Here is a 23,541-nt window from a genome sequence, read left to right on the forward strand (position 1 = left end):
ATGTCTTTCATCTTGCCCGAAATACCTCGGGGGGCTCCGGGGGACAGCGCCCCCCGGCCTTGTCACACCAGCGCCGCGCCGCCCGCAAAGGCCGCCGCATCGGCCGAGAGCAGCATTTCGTTATGCGGCTTGCCGGACGGGATCATCGGGAAGCAGTTCTCGTGCTTCTCGACCAGACAATCAAAAAGCACCGGACCATCGTAGTCGATCATCTCCATGATCGCATCGTCCAGCTCCTTCGGATCGCGGCAGATGATCCCCTTCCAGCCGAAGCTTTCCGCCAGCTTCACGAAATCGGGCAGGCTTTCCGACCAGCTTTGCGAATAGCGCCCGCCATGCAGCAGATCCTGCCACTGCCGCACCATGCCCAGCCGCTCGTTGTTCAGGATGAACTGCTTCACCGGGGTGCGGAACTGCGTCGCCGTGCCCATTTCCTGCATGTTCATCAGCCAGCTGGCCTCGCCCGCGATGTTGATGACGAGCGCGTCCGGATGCGCGATCTGCACCCCGATCGAGGCCGGGAAACCATAGCCCATCGTCCCCAAACCGCCCGAGGTCATCCAGCGATTGGGCGCCTCGAAGCCCAGATATTGCGCCGCCCACATCTGATGCTGGCCGACTTCGGTGGTGATGTAGCGGTTGCGCCCCCTGGTCAGGGCGTCCAGCCGCTCCAGCGCATATTGCGGTTTGATGATCGCGTCGGAGTTGGTGTAGGCAAGGCAGCGCACCTTCTTCCACTCGTCGATCCGGCCCCACCAGTTCGCCAGGCCTTCCTTGTTGACCTTGCGCCCGCGCGCTTTCCAGACCTTGAGCAGGTCTTCCAGCACATGGCCGATATCGCCGACGATCGGCAGATCGACAGTGATGATCTTGTTGATGGACGAGGCGTCGATATCGACATGCGCCTTGGTCGAATGGGGGCTGAAATCGGCGACGCGCCCGGTGATGCGGTCATCGAACCGCGCCCCGAGGTTGATCATCAGATCGCAGCCGTGCATCGCCAGATTGGCCTCGTAAAGCCCGTGCATGCCGAGCATGCCGAGCCAGCCCTTGCCCGAGGCCGGATAGGCGCCCAGCCCCATCAGCGTCGAGGTGATCGGGAAGCCCGTCGCATCGACCAGCTCGCGCAAGAGTTGCGACGCCCCGGGGCCTGAGTTGATCACCCCGCCGCCGGTGTAAAAGATCGGCCGTTCCGCCTTTTCGATCAGCTCGACGAGCTTGGTGATCGCCTCGATGTCGCCCTTGACCTTGGGCTGATAGTGATCGACGCGGGCGAGCTTCGGCCCGGTGTATTGGCCGGTGGCGAATTGCACGTCCTTGGGCAGGTCGATCAAGACCGGGCCGGGCCGCCCCGAGGTGGCGACATGGAAGGCCTGATGGATGGTTTCCGACAGTTTCGCCGGGTCCTTCACCAGCCAGTTGTGCTTGGTGCAGGGGCGGGTGATGCCGATCGTGTCGGCTTCCTGAAAACCGTCGGTGCCGATCATGAAGGTGGGCACCTGACCCGAGAAGACGACCAGCGGAATGCTGTCCATCAAGGCATCGGTCAGCCCGGTCACCGCATTCGTCGCCCCCGGGCCCGAGGTCACCAGCACCACGCCCGGCTTGCCGGTCGAGCGGGCATAGCCCTCGGCCATGTGCACCGCGGCCTGTTCATGCCGCACCAGGATGTGGCGGATGTCGTTTTGCTGAAAGATCGCGTCATAGATCGGAAGCACGGCGCCGCCCGGGTATCCGAAGATCGTGTCGACCCCCTGATCCTTCAGCGCCTGCACCACCATTTCCGCGCCGGTCATCTGCCGCGACATCTTTTCCGTCCTTTCCGGGGGCATCCCACCCCGCCCGTTTCTCAACAAAAAGCCCCCGCTGGTCTGGCGAGGGCGCATGGGAACCATCATGGTCGACCGTCACCGGCCCATGCGTCCATCCTTCCCTACGACAAGAAGCGAGAGCATCGCTGATCCTTTCCCAATACTCGGGGCGGACATTAGGGGGCGATCGGAACAGCGTCAACGGCAAATCCGTGAATATAATGTCGCGGTCTGGCCAAAAAGTGTTCCGAAAGTTGCGCAAAGCGGCAAGTCGGGCGACATTTCCGGAAAATTGCCCCCGGGTCTGGCCTGGGTCTGGCCCGGGTCTGGCGGCGCAAGGGCGTATTTGGACCAAGAAGAAACCCCGTGCCGAGTCGGTTCAGGTGCCGTTTCGCGTGCCGGTTGCAAAGGCCGGGGGCGGCGCCTTTTCGCTTTTCTTCATTTGGTCAAATCTCTATCCTTTGCTCCATTCGGACCATCGCCTCGCCGAACTTCCGCGGGATTGGTAAGATAATCGGACCGGAAGGGGCCGTTTTTCTTGATTTCCGCCCCGCAACCCGGCAAGGAAGGCCGCAGCCCCTTCGAGGGCCAAGGGAAATACGGGAAGGGGAGGAGACGATGGGCGCTTTGCTTGCCCTCGCACGGGTCATAGACCGCATCAACGAATTCATCGGCAAATCGGTGTCCTGGCTCATTCTGGTGGCGGTTCTGGTCTCGGCGACCAATGCCGCCATCCGCAAGATCTTCGACATCTCGTCGAACGCCTGGCTCGAGGCGCAATGGTATCTGTTCGGCGCCGCCTTCCTGCTGGCCGCGGCCTATACGCTGAAACAGAACGAACATATCCGCATCGACATCGTCTATGGCGCCTTCTCGCGGCGGGTGCAGCACTGGATCGACCTTTTCGGCCATGTCTTCTTCCTGATGCCCTTCCTTGTGCTGATGCTGTGGCTGATGTTTCCCTGGCTGATGATGTCCATGCGCTCGGGCGAGGTCTCGACCAACTCGGGCGGGCTGATCATCTGGCCGGCGAAATCGCTGTTGCTGATCGGCTTCTCGCTGCTCTTCGCGCAGGGGATTTCCGAAATCATCAAGAAGATCGCCGTGATGATGGGGCTGATCCCGGATCCGCACACCTTTGCCGGCCACCATGGCACGGCCGAAGCCTTCGTTGAAAAGGACGGCATGTGATGCTGATGGAACTCATCGCGCAGAACATGGCGCCGATCATGTTCGTCTCGCTGATCGTCTTTCTGCTGCTGGGCTATCCGGTGGCGTTCTCGCTGGCGGCGAACGGGCTTGTCTTCTTCATCATCGGGGTCGAGCTGGCGCCGCTCTCGGGCGGCTCGATCAACCTGGACTGGCCGCTGCTCAATGCGATGCCGGAACGGTTCTGGGGGGTCTTGTCGAACGAGACATTGCTGGCCATTCCCTTCTTCACCTTCATGGGGATCTTGCTTGAAAAATCCGGCATGGCCGAGGATCTGCTCGACACGATCGGCCAGCTCTTCGGGCCGATCCGCGGCGGGCTGGCCTATGCGGTGATCCTGGTCGGCGCGCTTCTGGCGGCCACCACCGGCGTCGTCGCCGCCTCGGTGATCGCGATGGGGCTGATCTCTTTGCCGATCATGCTGCGCTACGGCTATGACCGGCGCATCGCGAGCGGTGTCATCGCCGCCTCGGGCACCTTGGCGCAGATCATTCCGCCGTCGCTCGTGCTGATCGTTCTGGCCGACCAATTGGGCCGGTCGGTGGGCGACATGTACAAGGGCGCGCTGATCCCCGGCATGGTGCTGACCGGGCTTTACATGGCCTATGTGCTGGTGATGTCGATCCTCCGGCCGAATTCTATGCCCGCGCTGCCGAAAGAGGCGCGCACGCTGGGGCAGGGGGTGATGTCGTTCTTCGTCGCCCTAGGGCTTGGCATCGCCGTTTTCATCGCGGCGAAATACTGGCTGGCGGGCACCGGCGCGGCGAAGAATGCAGGCATTCTCGCGGCCTCGATCGCGGTGATCTTCGTCTATGTCATGGCGCTGATCGACAAGGCGACGGGCCTGAACCGGATGAGCCATCTGGCGCAGCAGGTGATCATCGTGCTGATCCCGCCGCTGGCGCTGATTTTCCTGGTGCTGGGCACGATCTTCCTTGGCATCGCCACGCCCACCGAGGGCGGCGCGATGGGCGCGGTCGGCGCGCTGATCCTTTCGGCGGTGAAGAAGCGGCTGTCGATGGGGGTCGTGCGCGAGGCGCTGGCCGCCACGACGCGGCTTTCGGCCTTCGTGATGTTCATCCTTTTGGGCGCGCGGGTGTTCTCGCTCACCTTCTACGACGTGAACGGCCATATCTGGGTCGAGCATCTGCTGGTGTCGCTGCCGGGCGGCGAGACCGGGTTCCTGATCTTCGTCTCGCTGCTGGTGTTCTTCCTCGCCTTCTTCCTCGATTTCTTCGAGCTGGCCTTCATCATCGTGCCGCTGCTGGTGGCGCCCGCCGAGGCGCTTGGCATCGACCTGATCTGGTTCGGGGTGATCCTGGGGGTGAACATGCAGACCTCGTTCATGCATCCGCCCTTCGGCTTTGCGCTGTTCTTCCTGCGCTCGGTGGCGCCGAAGGTGCCCTTCCTCGACAAGGTGACGGGCAAGCTGACCGATCCAGTGAAGACCTCGCAGATCTATTGGGGGGCGGTGCCGTTTGTCTGCATCCAGATCGTGATGATCGCGGTGGTGATCGCCTTCCCGCAGCTGGTGATGCACTACAAGGGCAAGCCGGTCGATGTCTCGCATGTGACGGTCACCGTGCCGGGCGGCATCGGTGGTGGTCTGGGCGGCGGCTTGGGCCTGCCCCCGATCGGGGCGCAGCCGGGGGCGGTTCCCGCGCCGGGCGGTCTGGGCGGTCTGCCGCCGGGTCTTGGCGCGCCTTCGGGGCAGCCGGTCACGCCGCCTGCCGGGGGCGCAAGCCTTGGCATCCCGGCGCCGCTTGGCCTTGGCGGGGCGCCGATCACCGGCAACTGAGGCGGATGGAAAGAAAAAAGACGGCGGTCCCCCGGGGCCGCCGTTTTCGTTTGGCCGAGGCCATCGCCGAGGCCTTGTGCGACATCGGCTCCGTGACGGCCGGGGGCCCAAAGGCCCTCGGCCAGCGCCCGCCCCGCCCCCGGCGGGCGCTTCTCGCCCACCGGGACGGGCGCTGGCCTCTGTTGTGCATGCCGAAAGGGTCGTGTCGCGCCGTGGCGCTTGCGGGCGGGGAAACGCGATGCGTTTCCTTTTCCGCCCGACCCCGCCGCGCTGCGGCAAATGCCGTAACGTCAATTCTGCGCTGCGGCCTTTCGCCCGTGCGACCGCTTGACACGAGGCCCCGGCAAAGTCGCAATGCACGCGAGGAGTGAAAGACCCGCGCGCGGCCCGGAGGGAGACCGCCGCAGGGTCCGTATCGAGGGAGGAACCGATGCAGAATTCGATGATGCACCTGCCGCTGGTGATCGGCTCGCTGGCCGATCATGTCGAGCGGTTTCACACCGCGACCGAGGTGGTCTCGGTCGAGACCACGGGCGAGGTGACCCACACCAGCTGGGGCGCGGTGATCGGCAATGCCCGCCGTCTGGCCTCGGCGCTGGAGATGCATGGGGTGATGCAGGGGGACCGCTGCGGCACCATCGCCTGGAACACGCGCCGCCATCTGGAGATCTATTTCGGCGTCTCGGGCGGCGGCATGGTCTGCCACACGCTGAACCCGCGCCTTGCGGCCGAGCAGCTGGTCTATATCGTCAATGACGCCCGCGACCGGGTGCTGTTCATCGACCGCGGTTTCGTGCCGACCATCGCCGGGCTGATCGAGCAGATGCCCACCGTGAAGATGGTGGTGATGATGGGCGCGCGCGACGAGGCGCTCGCTGCGCAGCTCGATGGCATGCTGTTTTACGACGAGCTGATCGCGCAGGGCGATACCGCCTTCCAATGGCCGCAGATCGCGGAAACCGAGCCCTCGTCGCTGTGCTACACCTCGGGCACGACCGGCCACCCCAAGGGCGTGCTTTACACCCACCGCTCGACGCTTCTGCACACGCTGGCGGGCAATTCGCCCGATTGTCTGGCGCTGTCGGCGCGCGACACGGTGATGCCCGCGGTGCCGATGTTCCATGTCAACGCCTGGGGCGTGCCCTATATCGCCGCCTCGGTGGGGGCGAAGCTGGTGCTGCCCGGCCCGAAACTGGATGGCGAGAGCCTGGCGCGGCTGATCGCGGCCGAGAAGGTCAGCCTTGCGCTTGGCGTGCCGACGGTCTGGCTGGGTCTGCTGCAGGGGCTGGAGGCCACCGGGGCGGATGTGTCCTGCCTCAAGCGCGCGATGGTGGGGGGCACCGCCCTGCCGCCCTCGATGATCGCGGAATTCCGCGACCGGTACGGCGTCGATCTGGTGCATCTGTGGGGGATGACGGAAACCAGCCCCTTGGGCACGGTGAACCAGCTTTTGCAAAAACACCTCGACCTGCCGCCCGAGGACCAGGCCGAACGCCGTCTGGCGCAGGGGCGTCCGCCCTATGGCGTGCAGCTGCGGCTGGTCGACAGCGCCGGTCACGTCTTGCCGCATGATGGCGTGACGCAGGGGGAATTGCAGGTTCGCGGCCACTGGATCGTCGACACCTATTACAACAAGGACCGCTCGGCGCTGACCTTTGACGGCTGGTTCGACACCGGCGACATCGCCACGATCGACGCCGATGGCTACATGGTGATCCGGGACCGCTCGAAGGACATCATCAAGTCGGGCGGCGAATGGATTTCCACGGTCGAGCTGGAAAACATCGCGATTGCCCATCCGGCGGTGGCCAATGCGGCCGCCATCGCGGCGCGGCATCCGAAATGGGATGAACGCCCGGTGGTGATCGTGCAGCGCCATCTGCGCATGGAGGTGACGGAAGACGAGATCCTCGCCTGCTACAGGGGCAAGGTGCCGAACTGGCAGATCCCGGACCGGGTGCTCTTCATCGACAACCTGCCTTTGGGCGCCACCGGCAAGGTGGTCAAGGCGCGGCTGCGCGAGCTTTACGGCGAGGTGCTGATGCCCGAGCTGGCGGAAGCCGAGCCGGTCTGAGCGAAGCGGGCGGGTCTGCGCACCCGCCCCCCTTGCCCGGGACGCGCGGGGATTGTATGACCCGGCCAACCCCGCGAAAGGACAGTGCCATGCGCGCCGAAATGCTCAACATCGTGGAAGCCGTCCGCAAGACGCTCAAGCTGCTTGCGCAGCGCATGGACCTTGAGACCGCGCCGCACCGGCTGGAAGAATTCAACGCCATGATCGAGCATGGCGATCTGTGGTCCGATCCGGCCCGCGCGCAAAAGCTGATGCGCGAGCGGCAGATGCTGATGGACAAGCTCGAAACCTATCGCCGCATCGACCGCGATCTGACCGACAACATCGAGCTGATCGAGCTGGGCGAGATCGAGGAAGACCCGGAAATCGTCGAAGAGGCGGAGAAATCCCTGCGCGCGCTGAAGGAACTGGCCGCGGCGAAGGAGCTCGAGGCGCTGCTCGATGGCGAGGCCGACGGCAACGACACCTTCCTTGAGATCAACGCCGGGGCGGGCGGCACGGAAAGCTGCGACTGGGCCTCGATGCTGGCGCGGATGTATACCCGCTGGGCCGAGAAAAAGGGCTACACGGTCGAGCTGCAATCGGAAACCGCGGGCGACGAGGCGGGGATCCGCTCGGTCGCCTACAAGATTTCCGGGCAGAACGCCTATGGCTGGCTGAAATCGGAATCGGGCGTGCACCGGCTGGTGCGGATCTCGCCCTATGACTCGGCGGCGCGGCGGCATACCTCGTTCAGCTCGGTCTGGGTCTATCCGGTCGTTGACGACAATATCGAGATCGATATTCCGGCCAATGACATCCGCATCGACACCTATCGGTCGTCGGGGGCGGGCGGGCAGCACGTCAACACCACCGACTCGGCGGTGCGGATCACCCACTTGCCGACGAATATCGTGGTGACCAGCTCGATGAAATCGCAGCACCAGAACCGCGAAGCCGCGATGAACGCGCTGCGGGCGCGGCTTTATCAGCTCGAACTCGACAAGCGCAACGCCGCGATCAACGCCCAGCACGAGGCCAAGGGCGAGGCGGGCTGGGGCAACCAGATCCGCTCTTACGTGCTGCAGCCCTACCAGATGGTCAAGGATCTGCGCACCGGCCACGAGACCTCGGACACCCAGGGCGTGCTTGACGGCGATCTGGATGCCTTCATGGCGGCGACGCTGGCGATGGATGTGGCGGGCAAGTCGCGCGCCGACGCGAATTCGGACGATTGAGCCGGTGGCGGCGCGGGTCTATATCACCGGCGCCGCCGGGTCCGGCACCTCTACCCTTGGCCGCGCGCTGGCGGCCGAACTCGATCTGCCCTTTCTGGACACCGACGATTTCTACTGGGCGCCGACCGCGCAGCCCTTCACGCAAAAGCGCCCGGTGGCCGAGCGGCTGGCGCTGATCTCGGCGGCGCAGCTGGGGCAGGGAGGTGATGGCGGCTGGGTGCTGGCGGGCTCTTGCGACGGCTGGGGCGACACGGCGATTGCCGGGGCCGGGCTGATCGTCTTTCTCACCGCCCCCGCGCCGGTGCGGCTGGCCCGGATCCGCCGCCGCGAGAGCGAGAAATTCGGCGACCGCATCCGTCCGGGCGGCGACATGGATCATGCCCATGCGCAATTCCTGAAATGGGCGGCCAGCTATGACGACCCCTATTTCTCGGGCCGCTCGCTGACGCGGCACCGCAACTGGCTCTCGGGCCGCCCCGAGCCGGTGCTGGAGCTGTCGGGTTCGATGCCGCTTGCGGATCTGCTGGCCAAGACCCTTGCCCGTCTCGAGGCGCTCTGATCGCGTCGCTTCATCTTGCCACAAATATCCCGGGGTGAGACGGGATCGAAAAGCCTTCCGGTGGAAGGCTTTCCCGTCGAACGGGCTGCCCGTGGCAGCCCTGCGGGCAGAGCCCCGGCCTTGTTCTGTCAATCGTCGCAACGCCAAAAGAAAAGGGCGGCCGAAGCCGCCCCCTCACATCCTGTCCGGCCGCTTACTTGCCGGCAAAGGGCATGTCCGGCGTCGGCGCCATCAGCTTGGGCGCATTCGCGCCTTGCAGCGGATCGTCCTGCCGCTGCACCGAGCCCTCGAAATGCGCGCCCGATTCAATCGCGATCGTCTTGTGGATGATGTCGCCTTCGACCCGCGCGGTCGAGGTCAGGCGCACCTTCAGCCCGCGCACCCGGCCGACGACGCGGCCATGCACGACGACATCATCGGCGACGATCTCGCCCTTGATCGTGGCGCTTTCGCCCACCGTCAGCAGATGCGCGCGGATGTCGCCCTCGACGATCCCTTCGACCTGAACGTCGCCCGTGGTCTTGATGTTGCCCGTCACCGTCAGATCCGCCGAGAGCACCGAGGCCGCTGCCTTGGGCCGCGTCGTGGCGGGGACGAATTCGCCCAAGGAGCGCGGCGGCACCGCGCTTGCCTCGGGTTTCTTCTCGGGTTCGGAGGCCGTTTTCGGGCCGGGTTCGTGGATCTTGCTTTTAGAAAACATCCTGAGCCGCCTTGATGAAGGTCATCGGGTTGATGGGGGCGCCACCGACCCGGATTTCATAGTGCAGATGCGGTCCCGTGGACCGTCCGGTATTGCCTGTATCACCAATTATCTCCCCGCGCGACACCTTTTGCCCGACCTTCACGCGGATTTTGGACAGATGGCCATAGACCGTCGAGACGCCGAATTTGTGCCGCAGCTTGATCACCTGACCATAGCCGTTTTCCCAGCCCGCATCGGTCACGACGCCATCGGCGGGGGCATGCACATCCATCCCCACCGGCCCGGCAAGGTCGATGCCCGCATGCAGCCGACCCCAGCGCCAGCCGAAGGGCGAGGTGAAACGGTAGCCGCCCTTGATCGGGATGGCGAAGGGCAGCTGATCGACGGCGATGCGATACATGTTCATCTCGTCGAGCTGTTTCAGGATGCCCTTGGCGCGGCCAAGATCGGCGCTGTCGTCGACGACGCCCTTGGTCGAGATCGCCGCCGACAGAAGCGGCCCGCCGGTGCCGGAATAGCCGCGCCGGATCTCGCGCAGGATCGCATCCGGGTCCATGCCCGACTTGCGGAACATCCGGTCGAGCGGCTCCATCGAGATCGTCACCGCGCCTTCCAGCGTGTCGAAGATCTCGGCGTTGCGTTCCTCGATCAGGCGGCGGTCCTGCAGCGCCTGATCCGCCTCGGCGCGGGCATTTTCGGCATCGCGCGCGGCGCGGTCGCGCTGATGCGCGGTCTGATCCAGCGCCGAGGCGAGCAGATCGACGGTGCCGTCCATCTCGCCCACGCGCTGGCGCAGCGCCGCCGCCGAGCCGCTGCCGCGGCTTTTGTCCAGCTCTGCCCGCGCGCTGTCGCGTTCGGTCATCGTGCGCTTCAGCGTCGCCTGAATCACGTTGATCCCGGTTTCCAGCTCGCGGCGGCGTTCCTCGGATTGCAGCAGCTGCGACTGCATCCGCGACACCTGATCCAGCGCCAGCTGAAAGCGTTTTTGCGCCGCCAGCGCCTCGGCCGCGCGGGCATCGCGTTCCTGCGAGAGACTGTCCAGACGCGCCTCGAACTGCGCCCGAGCGATCGCCGATTGCTCGCGCGCGCCGCCCGAGGAAATCTGGTCGATGAACAGAAGCGAGGTGGCGATGACCGACCACAGGAACAGCACCGAAACTGCCGCCAGCGTCATCGCCTGGGTCAGCGGGCGCATCCGCACGAAGCGCGTGGCGTCTTCAGATTTCAGGAACAGCCGTTGTTCCGGCAGCCATCGGTCGAGCACCGCATTGGTGCGGTCGAGTATCCGTCTGGGCAAAGCGGTTTTCCTGTCTTGCGGGCAGGGCCCGGTCTTTACGCCCCGGGGGGGGCCGGGTCCTTGCCGGACTTAGCAAGCGTCCTGCCCGCGGCGCAACCGCTTTCCCCCCCGGCGGGCCGGAGCCCGGCGCCGGAGGGCGGTTTTGGGCGAAAATCTGCCGAAACTCGCCCATCGGGTCAGTTGCGGGGGCGGGCTCAGGTCAACGCCTGCACCGCGGCCAGAACCGCCTCGGCATGGCCCTTGACCGAGACCTTGGGCCAGACCTGCGCCACCGTGCCCGTCGCGTCGATCAGGAAGGTGGCGCGCTGGATCCCCATCGAGGTGCGGCCATACATGTTTTTCTCGACCCAGGTGCCAAAGGCGTCGCAGACCGTGCCCGCCTCGTCCGAGACCAGCGCCACACCCAGCGCATGTTTGGCGCAGAATTTCGCATGCGATTTCGCGCTGTCCTTTGAGATCCCCACGACGATCGCCCCGGCGGCGTCGAAATCCGGGCCGAGCCGGGTGAAATCCAGCGCCTCGGTGGTGCAGCCGGGGGTGTCGTCCTTGGGATAGAAATAAAGCACCACCTTGCGCGGGGCGAGGGCGGAGAGGGTCAGCTCCTCCGGTTCGGCGCCCGTGCGGGTCACGGGCAGGGTGAAATCGGGCGCCTTTTCGCCGATAGCGATCATTTGCGTTCCTCCTTGTCGGATGCGACATTAGAAGTAGGGCAGAAATCCGCGCGGTCAAAGGGCCGGACGCGGGGCAGAACCGGGACAGAGCAGGGCAGGATGACCGAGCCGGGGGAAAACCAGACACCGCGCCAGCGGCAGGCGGAGCGGACGCGCCGCAGGCTGGGGATCTGGCTGATCCTCGGGCTCGCGCTGTGCAGCCTGGGGCTGGGGGTTACGGGGCTGGCGCTGACGCATCTGCCGGTGCCGGTGCCCCAGGCGCTGCTGGGCCGGATCGAGGCGCGGGCGAATGCGGCGCTGGCCGGGCGGATGCGGGTGCATCTGGGCTCGGCCGCGCTGGTGATCGAGGAGGGCTTCGCCCCCGAGGTGCGGCTGGCGATGGTGCAGATCGCCCAGCCCTCGGGCCTGCCGCTGGCGGTCTTCCCCGAGGTGCGGACCCGGCTGCGCCCCGAGGGGCTGCTGCAGGGGCGGCTTTTGCCGCAAAGGCTGCAGATCGGCGGCGCCTCGGTGGCGCTGTACCGGGCCGCCGACGGGCGGATCGATCTGGATCTGGGCGATGCCGGGGCGGGGGCGATCAAGCTCGATCTGACCGATCCGCTGAAGGTGAGCGACAGTATCGAGGCGCTGTTCGCCACGCCCGCGCTGCGCGGCGTGACCGAGGTTTCGGCCGAGGATCTGCATATCCGCATCGTCGATGAACGGGCCGAGCGGGTCTGGGAGGTCTCCGAGGGCCGGTTCCGCCTGAGCCAGAACGCCGAGGCGATCGCGCTGACGCTGGGCTTCGATGTCGGCCAGCAGGACGCGCTGCCCGCACAGGTGGCGCTGACCGCCTCGACCTCGAAACACGGCCCGGCGGCGGAATTCGGCGCCGCCGTCACCGGCATGCCCGCCGCCGATCTGGCGGTGCAATCGCCCGCGCTGGCGGTGTTGCGCGCGCTGGATGCGCCGATCTCGGGCACGCTGCGCTCGGGCATCACCGAGGCGGGCACGCTGCGGCGTCTGGATGCCAGCCTGCATATCGGGCCGGGGGCGCTGCGCCCCTCCGAGGCGGTGAAGCCCGTCGCCTTTGACGCCGCCGATCTGAAGCTGGCCTATCGGCCGCACAGCGGCGAGGTCGAGATCACCCGGCTCGATCTGCAAAGCCGGGCCTTGCGGCTGGCGGCCACCGGACAGGTGCGGCTGCGCGATTTCGAAAAGGGCCTGCCGCGCGAGGCGCTGGCGCAGGTGCAGCTTTCCGACATCGCCTCGGACCCGGAGGGGCTGTTTGAAAAACCGGCGCGGTTTTCGCAAGGGGCGCTGGATCTGCGTCTGCGGCTGGATCCGTTCCGCGTCGATCTGGGGCAGGTGCAGCTGGTCGAGGGCAAGCGGCGGATTTCCGCCGCCGGGCAGGTCCTGGCCGGTCCGGCGGGCTGGCGGGTGGCGATGGATGCGGCGGTGGGAGAGATCAACAGTGCCGATCTGCTGGCGCTCTGGCCGAAATCGCTGGTGCCGCCGACCCGCGAATGGCTGGCCGAAAACGTCGCCACCGGCGAATTGCGCAATGTGCGCGCGGCCTTGCGGCTGGTTCCTGCGACGCCGCCGCGGGTCGAGCTGGGCTATGAATTCCGCGGCGCCGAGGTCAAGGTGCTGCGCACGCTGCCGCCGGTGCGCGAAGGCCGCGGCTTTGCCGGCATCACCGAGAACAAGCATACGCTGATGGTCGAGGAGGGCACCTTGCGCGCCCCCTCGGGCGGGCAGATCGAGGTGGCGGATTCGGTGATGACCGTGCCCGACATCCGCGAAAAACCAGCCCGCGCCGAGGTCAAGCTGGTCACCCGCGCGCCGATCCCGGCAGCGCTGGCGCTGCTGGACGAGGAGCCGTTCCGCTTCATGTCGAAGGCCGGGCAGGGCACCGACATCGCGACCGGCTGGGCGGAGGCGCGGACCCGGCTGCGCTTTCAGATGAAGAAGCAGATCCTGACCGAGGATGTCGATTTCGAGGTGGCGGCGCGGCTGACCGATGTCATGTCCGACAAGATCGTGCCCGGCCACAAGATCACCGCGCCGCGGCTGACGCTGACCGCGGACCGGGCGGGGATGGTGATTTCGGGGGCGGGGCTTTTTGACATCGTGCCGTTTCAGGGCCGCTGGGCGCAGCGCTTCGGGCCGGAGGCGCGCGGCCTCTCGCGCGTCGACGGCTTTGTCGAGGTGACGCCCGCGGCGCTCGATCATTTCCGCATCGCGCTGCCGAAAGGGGCCGTGCAGGGCGAAGGCTGGGGCTCTCTGGTGATCGATCTGCACAAGGGGCAGCCGCCCGCCTATCGCTTTGCCTCCGATCTCAAGGGGTTGCGGCTTTCGGTGCCGGAAATCGGCTGGTCGAAGGCGGCGCCGACCCTGGGCCGGATCGAGCTGGCGGGCCATCTGGGGCCGGTGGCCACCGTCGACAGCCTGAAGGCCACGGCCCCGGGGCTGAGCGCCGAGGGGCGGTTGCAGCTCTCCGACAAGGGCTTCGAGAAGGCGATCTTCGGCAAGCTTGCGATCGGCAGCTGGTTTGACGGCGCCGTCGATCTTGTGGGGCGCGGCAAGGGGCGGGGGCCCGATGTGGTGGTGCGTTCCGGGCGGCTGGATCTGCGCAAGGCGCCGTTTGGCGGCGCGTCGGGGGCAGGTGGTGGCGGCGCGGGCAGTGGCGGGGCGGCCAAGGGCGGCGGCAACCGGATCGAGGCGCGGCTTGATCGGCTGACGGTCTCGGGCGGGATCGCGCTGGCGCCGATGGCGGGGCAGTTCACCACGCGGGGCGGCTTTTCGGGCGATTTCCGCGGCAGGATCAACGGCGGCCCAGAGGTGACGGGCGCGGTCGTGCCCGCGCAGAACGGCCGCGCGGCGGTGCGGATCACCGGGCCCGATGCGGGCGCGGCGCTGGCGGCGGCGGGGGTGTTTTCCAAGGCCCGTGGCGGCACGCTCGATCTGACGCTGATGCCGGTCGAAACGAAAAGCTATGACGGGCGGCTGGCGATTTCGAACCTGCGGGTGCAGGATGCGCCGGTGCTGGCCTCGATGCTCTCGGCCGCCTCGGTGATCGGGCTTCTGGAGCAGCTCAATGGCGACGGGCTCTTGTTCACCGATGTCGCGGGGCGGTTCCATCTGTCGCCGCAGGGGGTTTCCGTCACCTCGGGGCAGGCGGTCGGCGCCTCGATGGGGGTGACGATGTCGGGCAACTACTACCCCGACAGCAAGGCCATCGACATGCAGGGCGTGGTGACGCCGTTCTATCTGGTCAATGCGATCGGGCAGATCTTCGCGCGCAAGGGCGAGGGGCTCTTTGGTTTCAACTACCGGATGCGCGGCACCTCGGAGGCGCCGCGCATCACCATCAACCCGCTTTCCATCTTTACCCCCGGCATGTTCCGCGAGATCTTCCGCCGCGCGCCGCCGAAACTGGTCACAGAATGAACCTTTCCGATTTCGATTTCGACCTGCCCGAGGGGCGGATCGCCACCCGGCCCGCCCGTCCGCGCACGGCGGCGAAACTGCTGGTGGCCACGCCCGACACGATCCGCGATCTGAGCGTGGCCGATCTGCCGGATCTTCTGGGGCCGGGCGACCGGCTGGTGCTGAACACGACCAAGGTCATTCCGGCCCGGCTCTCGGGGACGCGCGCCCGCCAAAGCGCGCAAGGGGAGGTGGTGGCAAGGGTCGAGGTGACGCTGCTCGAACCCGCGCCGGGGGGCGACTGGATGGCGCTGGCGAAACCCCTGCGCAAGCTGAAGGAGGGCGAGGAGATCGTCTTTTCCGATGCGCTTTCCGCCCGGGTCGAGGCGATCGCCGAGGGGCAGTTGCGCATCCGCTTCAACCTGAGCGGCCCGGATTTCGACGCGGCTTTGACGCAAGCCGGGGCGATGCCGCTGCCGCCCTATATCGCCGCCTTGCGCGCGCCGGATGAACAGGACAAGGCCGATTACCAGACCGTCTTCGCGCAAAAGCCGGGGGCCGTCGCCGCGCCTACGGCCAGCCTGCATTTCACCCCGGAACTTCTTGAAAAGCTGCGCGAAAACGGCGTTCAATTCACCGAGGTCACGCTGCATGTCGGCGCCGGAACCTTCCTGCCCGTCAAGGTCGAGGATGTGACGACGCACAGGATGCATGCCGAATGGGGCGAGGTGACGGCACAGGCGGCGGCCGAGATCAACGCGACGAAGCTTGCTGGCGGGCGGGTGATCCCGGTCGGCACCACGGCGCTGCGGCTGATCGAATCTGCCGCCACCGGTCCGGGGGTGATCGCGCCCTTTGCCGCCACCACCGACATCTTCATCTATCCGGGCTACCGTTTCCGCATCGCCGACGCGCTGATGACGAATTTCCATCTGCCGAAATCGACGCTTCTGATGCTGGTCTCGGCCCTGATGGGGCAGGACCGGATCCGGGCGATCTACGATCACGCGCTCACGAAGAATTATCGCTTCTTCTCTTATGGTGACGCCTCGCTTCTGCTACCCGGGTAAGGGTCCCCAACTGCGAGTATTGCGATGCTGTCCGTCCTGCGCACCACCTGGCCTTTGCTTTTGGGCGTGATGCTGCTCATGGTCGGCAACGGCATGCAGGGCACGTTGCTTGGCATCCGCGGCGCCCTGGAGGGCATCGGCACCTACAAGATGTCAGTGGTGATGTCGGCCTATTTCGGCGGCTTTCTGCTGGGCTCGCATTTCACCCCGCAGCTGATCGCGCGGGTGGGCCATGTGCGGGTCTTCGCGGCGCTCGGCTCGATGATTTCCGCGGTGCTGATCCTTTACCCGGCGGTGCCCGACTGGATCGCCTGGTCGGCGATGCGGGTGCTGATCGGCTTTTCCTTCTCGGGCGTCTATATCACCGCGGAAAGCTGGCTCAATGCCTCGGTCGGCAACCGGATGCGCGGGCAGGCGCTCTCGGCCTATATGATCGTGCAGATGATCGGCATCATCTCGGGGCAAGCGCTGATGAATGTCGGCGATCCGGGCGGCTATCTGCTCTTCGTCATCCCCTCGGTGCTGGTGTCGCTGGCCTTCACGCCGATCCTTTTGTCGGTCGCCCCCGCCCCCGAATTCGCCGAGGTGCGGCGGCTCGATTTCCGCAAGCTTTTCGCCGTCTCGCCGCTGGGCGTCGTCGCCATGTTCCTGATGGGCGGGGTGTTTTCGGCGCTGTTTGGCATGGTCTCGGTCTGGGGCACCAGCGCGGGGCTGACGGTGCGGGAAATCTCGATCTTCGTCGGCGCGATTTATCTGGGCGGGCTGGTGGCACAATATCCGATCGGCTGGATCTCGGACCGGATGGACCGGCGCAAGCTGATCCTGCAGGTCGCGGTGATCGGCGCGGCGGCGATGTTCGCGGCGGCGCTGCTCGCGCCCGGCTTCTGGACGCTGGTCGGGCTTGGCGCGGTGATCGGCGGCGTGGCGAACCCGCTTTACGGCCTGCTCATCGCCTATACGAACGACTATCTCGACAAGACCGACATGGCCGGGGCCTCGGGCGGGCTGTTGTTCGTCAACGGCGTCGGCGCGATCACCGGCCCGCCGGTCACCGGCTGGCTGATGGAGCGCACGGGCTCTTCGGGCTTCTTTCTCTATGTCGCGATCCTGATGACGCTGATCGCGCTTTACGCGGGCTGGCGCATCCTGCGCGCGCCCGGACGGGCAGGGGCCTTCCCCGCCTCTTTCGCCGTCGTCTCGCCCTCGGCCACGGCGCTGGCGGTCGAGGCCGTGCTCGACTCGGGCGAGGGCGGCAAGGCTTCGCGGTCTGCCTGAAGCTTGGGCGGGGCGCCCATCCTTTGGGCAAAATGGGGCAGAGTTGCAGACCGATCCCGCGCGGGGGCGGGTAGCGCTTGCAATTCGCGGGCCAGTTGGCACGCTAACAGGGCTGCTCCTAACCCAAGGGGGGACCATGGACGAGATCACCGAAGTGATCGCCTTCTGGCACGACGAGGTCGGACCGGATCGCTGGTACAATGCAACGCCCGAGCTCGATGCGCAGATCCGCGCCCGCTATCAGGGGCTGTGGGACCGCGCCCGCGCGGGTGCCTGCGACGACTGGGCGCAATCGGCCGTCGGCGCGCTGGCTTTGTGCATCCTGTTCGATCAGATGCCGCGCAACATGTTCCGCGGCGAGAAACTGGCCTTTGCGACCGATGCGCAGGCCCGCAAGGTTGCCGATGCCGCGATCGAGCGCGGCTTCGATCTGGAAATCGTCGATCCGCTGCGGCAGTTCTTTTACGTGCCCTTCATGCATTCCGAGAGCCTGGCCGATCAGGAACGCGGCGTGCGTCTGGCGGCGGAACGGATGCCGGACGAGCATCTGCTGCATGCCAAAGCCCATCGCGCGGTGATCGCGCGCTTCGGCCGCTTCCCTTGGCGCAACGAACTTGTCGGCCGCTATTCCTCGGACGAGGAGGCGGCGTTCCTGTGGCAGGGCGGCTATGAACGGATGCTGGCCCACGTCGCGCGCTGAGCGCGCCGACCGATCCCGCAACGCGCCCTTTCGGGGGCGCGTTTTCATTTCGGGGTGCGGCTTCTTGAAGCGGGCGCGAAAATAGTTTAATGCCAAACCATCTTGAGATGGAGGGACGGATGGCCGCCAAGAGCTTCGACATGATCGTGATCGGTGCGGGACCGGGGGGCTATGTCGCGGCGATCCGCGGCGCGCAGCTGGGGCTGTCGGTGGCCGTGGTCGAACGCGAGCATCTGGGCGGCATCTGCCTGAACTGGGGCTGCATCCCGACGAAGGCGCTGCTGCGCTCGGCCGAGGTGTTCCACCTGATGCACCGCGCCAAGGAGTTCGGGCTGAAGGCCGAGGGGCTGGGCTATGATCTGGATGCCGTGGTGGCGCGAAGCCGCGCGGTGGCGAAGCAGCTTTCGGGCGGCATCGGGCATCTGTTGAAGAAGAACAAGGTCACCGTGCTGATGGGCGAGGCGAGCCTGCCGCGCCCGGGCGTGGTGGCGGTGAAAACCGGCGCGGGGGTCGAGGAGATCACCGGAAAGGCGATCGTTCTGGCCACCGGCGCGCGGGCGCGGACCCTTCCGGGGCTCGAGGCCGATGGCGATCTGGTCTGGACCTACAAACATGCGCTGGTGCCCAAACGCATGCCGAAAAAGCTTCTGGTCATCGGCTCGGGTGCGATCGGGATCGAATTTGCGTCCTTCTTCAATACTTTGGGCGCCGAGACGACGGTGGTCGAGGTGATGGACCGGGTGCTGCCCGTGGAAGATGCCGAAATCTCGGCTTTCGCCAAGAAGCAATTCGTCAAGCAGGGGATGAAGATCCTCGAAAAGACGACGGTGGTGAAGCTTGACCGCAGCCCGGGCAAGGTGGTGGCGCATCTGCAGGACGCGAAGGGCACGACAACGGCCGAATTCGACACGGTGATTTCCGCCGTGGGCATCGTCGGCAATGTCGAGGGGCTGGGGCTGGAAGCGCTTGGGGTGAAGATCGACCGGACGCATGTGGTGGTGGATGAGTTCTGCCGCACCGGCGTGCCGGGGCTTTACGCCATCGGCGACATCGCCGGGGCGCCGTGGCTGGCGCACAAGGCGAGCCACGAGGGCGTGATGGTGGCCGAGCTGATCGCGGGCAAACATGCCCATCCGATCAAGCCGGGCACGATCGCCGGATGCACCTATTGCACGCCGCAGGTGGCCTCGGTCGGGCTGACCGAGGAAAAGGCGAAAGCCGCGGGATATGAGGTCAAGGTCGGCCGCTTCCCCTTCATCGGCAACGGCAAGGCGATTGCGCTTGGCGAGCCCGAGGGGATGGTGAAGACCGTCTTCGACGCCAAGACCGGAGAGTTGCTCGGCGCCCATATGGTCGGGGCCGAGGTGACCGAGATGATCCAGGGCTATGTGATCGGCCGCACGCTGGAAACGACCGAGGAAGATCTGATGCACACTGTCTTCCCGCATCCGACGCTGAGCGAGATGATGCACGAAGCGGTGCTCGACGCTTACGGGCGCGCGCTGCACATGTGACAGAGCGGGGGCGCCGCCCCCGCACCCCCGAGGTATTTATCGCAAGATGAAAAGCAAAGAGGGCTCCGCGAAGGGCGCCCTTTCATCTTGCCGCAAATACCTCGGGGGTGCAGGGGGCGGCGCCCCCTGCCGTTCAGACCCGAACGACCGCGCCGCCGCCCGCGACCCAGTCGTTGAAGCCACCAAGATTGTAAACCTCCTTGTAGCCCATTTCGACCAGCATCTGCGCCGCCCCGGCGCTGCGCCCGCCCATCGCGCAGAACAGAACCACGGGTTTTTCCACCGACAGTTCCTTCAGGCATTCCGGGCTCGACGGGTCGCATTTCATCTTCACCGCGGCCAGCGGCACATGCAGCGCCCCCTTGGCCGTGCCCGAGGCGCGCAGCTCCATCCCGTCGCGCACGTCGATCAGAATGATCTCGCCCTTGGCCGCCTTCGCCACCGCCTCGCGCGGGGCGATCTTTTGCACGCGGGCCGCGCCCGACGCGGCGGAGCGCAGAAAGTTGAACATCGATACCTCCCTCTCCAGGCGCCCCGACCGGCGCTTTCCCCTGTCATGCCGCCAAAGCCGGGCGCGTTTCAAGCGTTTTCACATCATATATGCGAAGATTTGAATGATGGCGCCGCCGGTGCCGCGCCACCGGGCAGCCTTTGGCAAAAGTTCCCGTTACGTTCGCAATTTCTCGTTGGAGACTCGCGCCGATCCCCCTATCTATGGGGCCTGACATCTGGGGGCGGGCATGGCCGAGCAAAAGTTCATCGAAGTGCGCGGGGCGCGCGAGCATAATCTCAAGGGCGTCGATCTCGACATTCCCCGCGATGCGCTGACGGTGATCACCGGGCTCTCGGGCTCGGGCAAGTCCTCGCTGGCCTTCGACACGATCTATGCCGAGGGGCAGCGGCGCTATGTCGAAAGCCTCTCGGCCTATGCGCGGCAGTTTCTGGACCAGATGGGCAAGCCCGATGTCGATCACATCTCCGGGCTGTCGCCCGCGATTTCGATCGAGCAGAAGACCACGTCGAAGAATCCGCGCTCGACCGTCGGCACGGTGACCGAGATCTACGACTATCTGCGGCTGCTGTTTGCCCGCGCGGGCACGCCCTATTCGCCCGCCACCGGCCTGCCGATCGAGGCGATGCAGGTGCAGGACATGGTCGATCGCGTCGTGGCGATGGAGGAGGGGGCGCGGGGCTATCTGCTGGCCCCGGTCATCCGCGACCGCAAGGGCGAATATCGCAAGGAATTCGCCGAATGGCGCAAGGCGGGCTTTCAGCGGGTGAAGGTGAACGGGGCGTTTTACGACCTGGAAGAACCGCCCGTGCTGGACAAGAAATTCCGTCACAACATCGACGTGGTGGTGGATCGGATCGTCGTGCGGCCCGGGTTGGAAACCCGGCTGGCGGACAGTTTCCGCACTGCGCTGGATCTGGCCGATGGCATCGCGCTGTGGGAAGAGGCGTTGAGTTCCGAGGAGACCGAGGCGGGCAAGGAGGCGCAGCGCATCACGTTTTCGGAGAAATTCGCCTGTCCGGTCAGCGGCTTCACCATTGCGGAGATCGAGCCGCGGCTGTTCTCCTTCAACGCGCCCTTTGGCGCCTGTCCGGTTTGCGACGGGCTGGGGATGGAGCTGTTCTTCGATGATCGGCTGGTGGTGCCCGATACCTCGTTGACCCTCGCCGCGGGGGCGCTCGCCCCCTGGGCGAAGTCGAAAAGCCCCTATTTCATCCAGACCATCGACGCGTTGTCGAAGCACTACGGTTTTGACAAGAAGAAGCCGTGGAAAGCGCTGCCGCCCGAGGTGCAGCGGCTGTTCCTTTATGGCTCCGGCAAGGACGAGATCAAGTTCCGCTTCGACGAGGGCGGCCGGGTCTATGAGGTCACGCGCAGTTTCGAAGGCGTGATCCCGAACATGGAACGGCGCTATCGCGAGACCGATTCTGCCTGGGTGCGCGAGGAATTCGAGCGCTATCAGAACAACCGCCCCTGTGGCGCCTGCGGCGGCTACCGGCTCAAACCCGAGGCGCTGGCGGTGAAGATCGGCGGGCTGCACATCGGCCAGATCGTCGAAATGTCGATCAGGGAGGCCTTTGCGAAGATCGAGGAAATCCCCGGCCAGTTGAGCCATCAGAAGAACGAGATCGCCCGCCCGATCCTGAAGGAAATCCGCGAGCGGCTGGGCTTCCTGATCAATGTGGGGCTGGATTATCTGACGCTGAGCCGGGCGGCGGGGACGCTTTCGGGCGGCGAAAGCCAGCGCATCCGGCTGGCCAGCCAGATCGGCTCGGGCCTGACCGGGGTGCTTTATGTGCTCGATGAACCCTCGATCGGGCTGCATCAGCGCGACAACGACCGGCTGCTGCAAACGCTGAAAAACTTGCGCGATCAGGGCAATACGGTGCTGGTGGTCGAACATGACGAGGATGCGATCCGCCATGCCGATTACGTCTTCGACATCGGCCCCGGCGCGGGGGTGCATGGCGGGCAGGTGGTGGCGCAGGGCACGCCCGCGCAGATCGCCGCCGATCCGGCGAGCCTGACCGGGCAATATCTGGCGGGCACGCGGAGCATCGAAGTGCCCGTGAAACGGCGCGAAGGGAACGGCAAGAAGCTTGTGATTTCAAAGGCCTGCGGCAACAACCTGAAGGATGTGACGGCCGCGTTCCCGCTTGGCAAATTCGTCTGCGTGACGGGCGTTTCGGGCGGCGGCAAATCCACGCTGACGATCGAGACGCTGTATAAAACCGCGGCGATGCGGCTCAACGGCGCGCGGGAAACGCCCGCGCCTTGCGACAGCATCAAGGGGTTCGAGCATCTCGACAAGGTGATCGACATCGACCAGCGGCCGATCGGGCGCACGCCGCGCTCGAACCCCGCGACCTATACCGGCGCCTTCACCCCCATTCGCGACTGGTTCGCGGGCTTGCCCGAGGCGCAGGCGCGCGGCTACAAGCCCGGGCGGTTCAGCTTCAACGTCAAGGGCGGGCGCTGCGAGGCCTGTCAGGGCGATGGCGTCATCAAGATCGAGATGCACTTCCTGCCCGATGTTTACGTCACCTGCGAGACCTGCAAGGGCCACCGCTACAACCGCGAGACTTTGGAGATCCGCTTCAAGGACAAGAGCATCGCCGATGTCCTTGAAATGACGGTCGAAGATGCGCAGGAGTTCTTCAAGGCCGTGCCCTCGATCCGGGAAAAGATGGATGCGCTGGTCGAGGTGGGGCTGGGCTATATCAAGGTCGGTCAGCAGGCGACGACGCTGTCGGGCGGCGAGGCGCAGCGGGTGAAGCTGTCGAAGGAACTGGCGCGCCGCGCCACCGGGCGGACGCTTTACATCCTCGATGAACCGACGACGGGGCTGCATTTCGAGGATGTTCGCAAACTTCTGGAAGTTCTGCATTCCCTGGTCGATCAAGGCAATACGGTGGTGGTGATCGAGCACAACCTTGACGTGATCAAGACCGCCGACTGGATCATCGACATCGGGCCCGAGGGCGGCGACGGCGGCGGCCGGATCGTCGCCGAGGGCACGCCGGAGAAGGTGGCGGCCAATCCCGCCAGCCATACCGGGCGCTATCTGGCGCCGATGCTGGGGCAGAAGGCGGCGGCGGAATGAGCGCGGATCAGATCGGTTTCTGGGATCGGGTGGCGGAGCGTTATGCGGCGCGGCCGGTCCGCGACGTGGCGGCCTATGAGGAGATGCTGGCCGAGGTGGCGGCGCGGCTGCGCCCCGGTGACAAGGTGCTGGAAATCGGCTGCGGCACGGGGTCTACCGCGCTGCGGCTGGGGCCGCAGGTCGGGCTGTGGCTGGCCACCGATCTTTCGCCGGAAATGCACCGCATCGCCTGTGCCAGGCCCGGCTGCGCGCAGGTGCAGTTTCGCCAGACCGCGGCCGAGGCCCGCCAGGCCGAAGCGCCTTTCGACGTGATCTGCGCCTTTCACATCCTGCATCTTGTGCCCGATGCCGAGGCCACGCTGGCGGCGCTTTTCGAGCAGCTGAGCCCCGGCGGGCTCTTCTTGTCCAAAACCTGGTGTCTGGCCGATCTGCCGTTCTGGATGAAGGCGCTTTTGCCGCTTCTGCGGCTGCGCGGCTGGATGCCGCCCGCCCGCGCGCTGCGGGCGGCCGAGCTGCGGGCGATGATCCTTGCCGCGGGCTTTGCCATCGAGGAGGAGCGGACGTTCGGCAAGGGCAAGCACAGCCGCTACATCGTCGCGCGCAAGCCGGGCTGATCGGGC

At 66.1% G+C, this 23,541-nt stretch carries 17 protein-coding genes; 12 read left to right on the forward strand and 5 right to left on the reverse strand.

The genetic code is table 11. The features are described 5' to 3' along the window. Positions 1–62: 62 nt before the first annotated feature. Positions 63–1,808, reverse strand: a complete 1,746-nt coding sequence (locus LY44_RS02835; protein WP_055208974.1) for an acetolactate synthase 3 large subunit — start codon at positions 1,806–1,808, stop codon at positions 63–65. A gap of 621 nt (positions 1,809–2,429) precedes the next feature. On the opposite strand from LY44_RS02835, the gene LY44_RS02840 reads away from it, so the two are divergent. The 5 genes from LY44_RS02840 to LY44_RS02860 all read left to right on the forward strand — a co-directional run bounded on the left by LY44_RS02840 (position 2,430) and on the right by LY44_RS02860 (position 8,669). Next, entirely contained in the window at positions 2,430–3,002 is a 573-nt protein-coding gene (locus tag LY44_RS02840; RefSeq protein ID WP_055208782.1) for a TRAP transporter small permease subunit, read from the forward strand. After that, complete coding sequence (locus tag LY44_RS02845) at positions 3,002–4,819, forward strand: TRAP transporter large permease (protein ID WP_394325847.1); 1,818 nt, start codon at positions 3,002–3,004, stop codon at positions 4,817–4,819. The genes LY44_RS02840 and LY44_RS02845 overlap by 1 nt, the downstream gene beginning before the upstream one ends. 430 nt (positions 4,820–5,249) lie before the next feature. Then, a complete protein-coding gene (locus LY44_RS02850) occupies positions 5,250–6,893 on the forward strand; it encodes a long-chain fatty acid--CoA ligase (protein WP_055208780.1) in 1,644 nt (547 codons plus the stop codon). 89 nt (positions 6,894–6,982) lie between these two features. Then, positions 6,983–8,110, forward strand: coding sequence for a peptide chain release factor 2 (gene prfB, locus LY44_RS02855; protein WP_055208778.1), 1,128 nt, complete (start codon positions 6,983–6,985; stop codon positions 8,108–8,110). A 4-nt stretch (positions 8,111–8,114) separates the two neighbouring features. Continuing rightward, positions 8,115–8,669: an AAA family ATPase gene (locus LY44_RS02860; RefSeq protein ID WP_081024334.1), complete on the forward strand. Its 555-nt coding sequence runs from the start codon at positions 8,115–8,117 to the stop codon at positions 8,667–8,669. A 193-nt stretch (positions 8,670–8,862) separates the two neighbouring features. On the opposite strand, the gene LY44_RS02865 is transcribed toward LY44_RS02860, so the two are convergent. From LY44_RS02865 to LY44_RS02875, 3 genes are all read right to left on the reverse strand, one after another. Continuing rightward, a complete protein-coding gene (locus LY44_RS02865; RefSeq protein ID WP_055208775.1) occupies positions 8,863–9,369 on the reverse strand; it encodes a bactofilin family protein in 507 nt (168 codons plus the stop codon). Then, positions 9,359–10,669, reverse strand: coding sequence for a M23 family metallopeptidase (locus LY44_RS02870; protein WP_055208772.1), 1,311 nt, complete (start codon positions 10,667–10,669; stop codon positions 9,359–9,361). The genes LY44_RS02865 and LY44_RS02870 overlap by 11 nt, the downstream gene beginning before the upstream one ends. 194 nt (positions 10,670–10,863) lie before the next feature. After that, on the reverse strand, positions 10,864–11,340 hold the full coding sequence (locus LY44_RS02875) for a peroxiredoxin (RefSeq protein WP_055208771.1): 477 nt from the start codon (positions 11,338–11,340) through the stop codon (positions 10,864–10,866). Between the two features lie 99 nt (positions 11,341–11,439). Between LY44_RS02875 and LY44_RS02880 the strand changes: the two genes are divergently transcribed. From LY44_RS02880 to lpdA, 5 genes are all read left to right on the forward strand, one after another. Next, positions 11,440–14,769: an AsmA-like C-terminal region-containing protein gene (locus tag LY44_RS02880; RefSeq protein ID WP_055208769.1), complete on the forward strand. Its 3,330-nt coding sequence runs from the start codon at positions 11,440–11,442 to the stop codon at positions 14,767–14,769. Then, positions 14,766–15,818 carry a tRNA preQ1(34) S-adenosylmethionine ribosyltransferase-isomerase QueA gene (gene queA / locus LY44_RS02885; protein WP_055208767.1) on the forward strand — a complete coding sequence of 351 codons (1,053 nt, stop codon included), beginning with the start codon at positions 14,766–14,768 and terminating at the stop codon, positions 15,816–15,818. The genes LY44_RS02880 and queA overlap by 4 nt, the downstream gene beginning before the upstream one ends. A gap of 24 nt (positions 15,819–15,842) precedes the next feature. After that, positions 15,843–17,093, forward strand: coding sequence for an MFS transporter (locus tag LY44_RS02890; protein ID WP_055208765.1), 1,251 nt, complete (start codon positions 15,843–15,845; stop codon positions 17,091–17,093). 136 nt (positions 17,094–17,229) lie between these two features. Continuing rightward, the gene (locus tag LY44_RS02895) at positions 17,230–17,793 is read left to right on the forward strand and encodes a DUF924 family protein (protein WP_055208763.1); all 564 of its coding nucleotides are present in this window, start codon (positions 17,230–17,232) and stop codon (positions 17,791–17,793) included. A gap of 119 nt (positions 17,794–17,912) precedes the next feature. Continuing rightward, positions 17,913–19,307 (forward strand): dihydrolipoyl dehydrogenase, encoded by a 1,395-nt coding sequence (lpdA, locus tag LY44_RS02900; RefSeq protein ID WP_055208761.1) that lies wholly within the window; start codon positions 17,913–17,915, stop codon positions 19,305–19,307. Positions 19,308–19,440: 133 nt separating this feature from the next. Here lpdA and LY44_RS02905 read toward each other — a convergent pair whose 3' ends face one another. Continuing rightward, positions 19,441–19,818 carry a rhodanese-like domain-containing protein gene (locus tag LY44_RS02905; RefSeq protein WP_055208759.1) on the reverse strand — a complete coding sequence of 126 codons (378 nt, stop codon included), beginning with the start codon at positions 19,816–19,818 and terminating at the stop codon, positions 19,441–19,443. A 229-nt stretch (positions 19,819–20,047) separates the two neighbouring features. On the opposite strand from LY44_RS02905, the gene uvrA reads away from it, so the two are divergent. Further along, positions 20,048–22,921, forward strand: coding sequence for an excinuclease ABC subunit UvrA (uvrA, locus tag LY44_RS02910; RefSeq protein ID WP_055208757.1), 2,874 nt, complete (start codon positions 20,048–20,050; stop codon positions 22,919–22,921). Continuing rightward, complete coding sequence (locus LY44_RS02915) at positions 22,918–23,535, forward strand: class I SAM-dependent methyltransferase (protein ID WP_055208755.1); 618 nt, start codon at positions 22,918–22,920, stop codon at positions 23,533–23,535. Before uvrA ends, LY44_RS02915 begins: the two co-directional genes overlap by 4 nt. The last annotated feature ends 6 nt before the right edge of the window (positions 23,536–23,541 follow it).

It is taken from the genome of Rhodobacter capsulatus (genome assembly GCF_003254295.1).
GTDB lineage: Bacteria > Pseudomonadota > Alphaproteobacteria > Rhodobacterales > Rhodobacteraceae > Rhodobacter > Rhodobacter capsulatus.

Excerpts from the sequence above, each read along its gene's own strand:
- LY44_RS02835 (WP_055208974.1), bottom strand. The coding sequence starts at position 1,808 with ATGTCGCGGCAGATGACCGGCGCGGAAATGGTGGTGCAGGCGCTGAAG.
- LY44_RS02840 (WP_055208782.1), top strand. The coding sequence starts at position 2,430 with ATGGGCGCTTTGCTTGCCCTCGCACGGGTCATAGACCGCATCAACGAA.
- LY44_RS02845 (WP_394325847.1), top strand. The coding sequence starts at position 3,002 with ATGCTGATGGAACTCATCGCGCAGAACATGGCGCCGATCATGTTCGTC.
- LY44_RS02850 (WP_055208780.1), top strand. The coding sequence starts at position 5,250 with ATGCAGAATTCGATGATGCACCTGCCGCTGGTGATCGGCTCGCTGGCC.
- prfB (WP_055208778.1), top strand. The coding sequence starts at position 6,983 with ATGCGCGCCGAAATGCTCAACATCGTGGAAGCCGTCCGCAAGACGCTC.
- LY44_RS02865 (WP_055208775.1), bottom strand. The coding sequence starts at position 9,369 with ATGTTTTCTAAAAGCAAGATCCACGAACCCGGCCCGAAAACGGCCTCC.
- LY44_RS02875 (WP_055208771.1), bottom strand. The coding sequence starts at position 11,340 with ATGATCGCTATCGGCGAAAAGGCGCCCGATTTCACCCTGCCCGTGACC.
- LY44_RS02880 (WP_055208769.1), top strand. The coding sequence starts at position 11,440 with ATGACCGAGCCGGGGGAAAACCAGACACCGCGCCAGCGGCAGGCGGAG.
- queA (WP_055208767.1), top strand. The coding sequence starts at position 14,766 with ATGAACCTTTCCGATTTCGATTTCGACCTGCCCGAGGGGCGGATCGCC.
- LY44_RS02890 (WP_055208765.1), top strand. The coding sequence starts at position 15,843 with ATGCTGTCCGTCCTGCGCACCACCTGGCCTTTGCTTTTGGGCGTGATG.
- LY44_RS02895 (WP_055208763.1), top strand. The coding sequence starts at position 17,230 with ATGGACGAGATCACCGAAGTGATCGCCTTCTGGCACGACGAGGTCGGA.
- lpdA (WP_055208761.1), top strand. The coding sequence starts at position 17,913 with ATGGCCGCCAAGAGCTTCGACATGATCGTGATCGGTGCGGGACCGGGG.
- LY44_RS02905 (WP_055208759.1), bottom strand. The coding sequence starts at position 19,818 with ATGTTCAACTTTCTGCGCTCCGCCGCGTCGGGCGCGGCCCGCGTGCAA.
- uvrA (WP_055208757.1), top strand. The coding sequence starts at position 20,048 with ATGGCCGAGCAAAAGTTCATCGAAGTGCGCGGGGCGCGCGAGCATAAT.
- LY44_RS02915 (WP_055208755.1), top strand. The coding sequence starts at position 22,918 with ATGAGCGCGGATCAGATCGGTTTCTGGGATCGGGTGGCGGAGCGTTAT.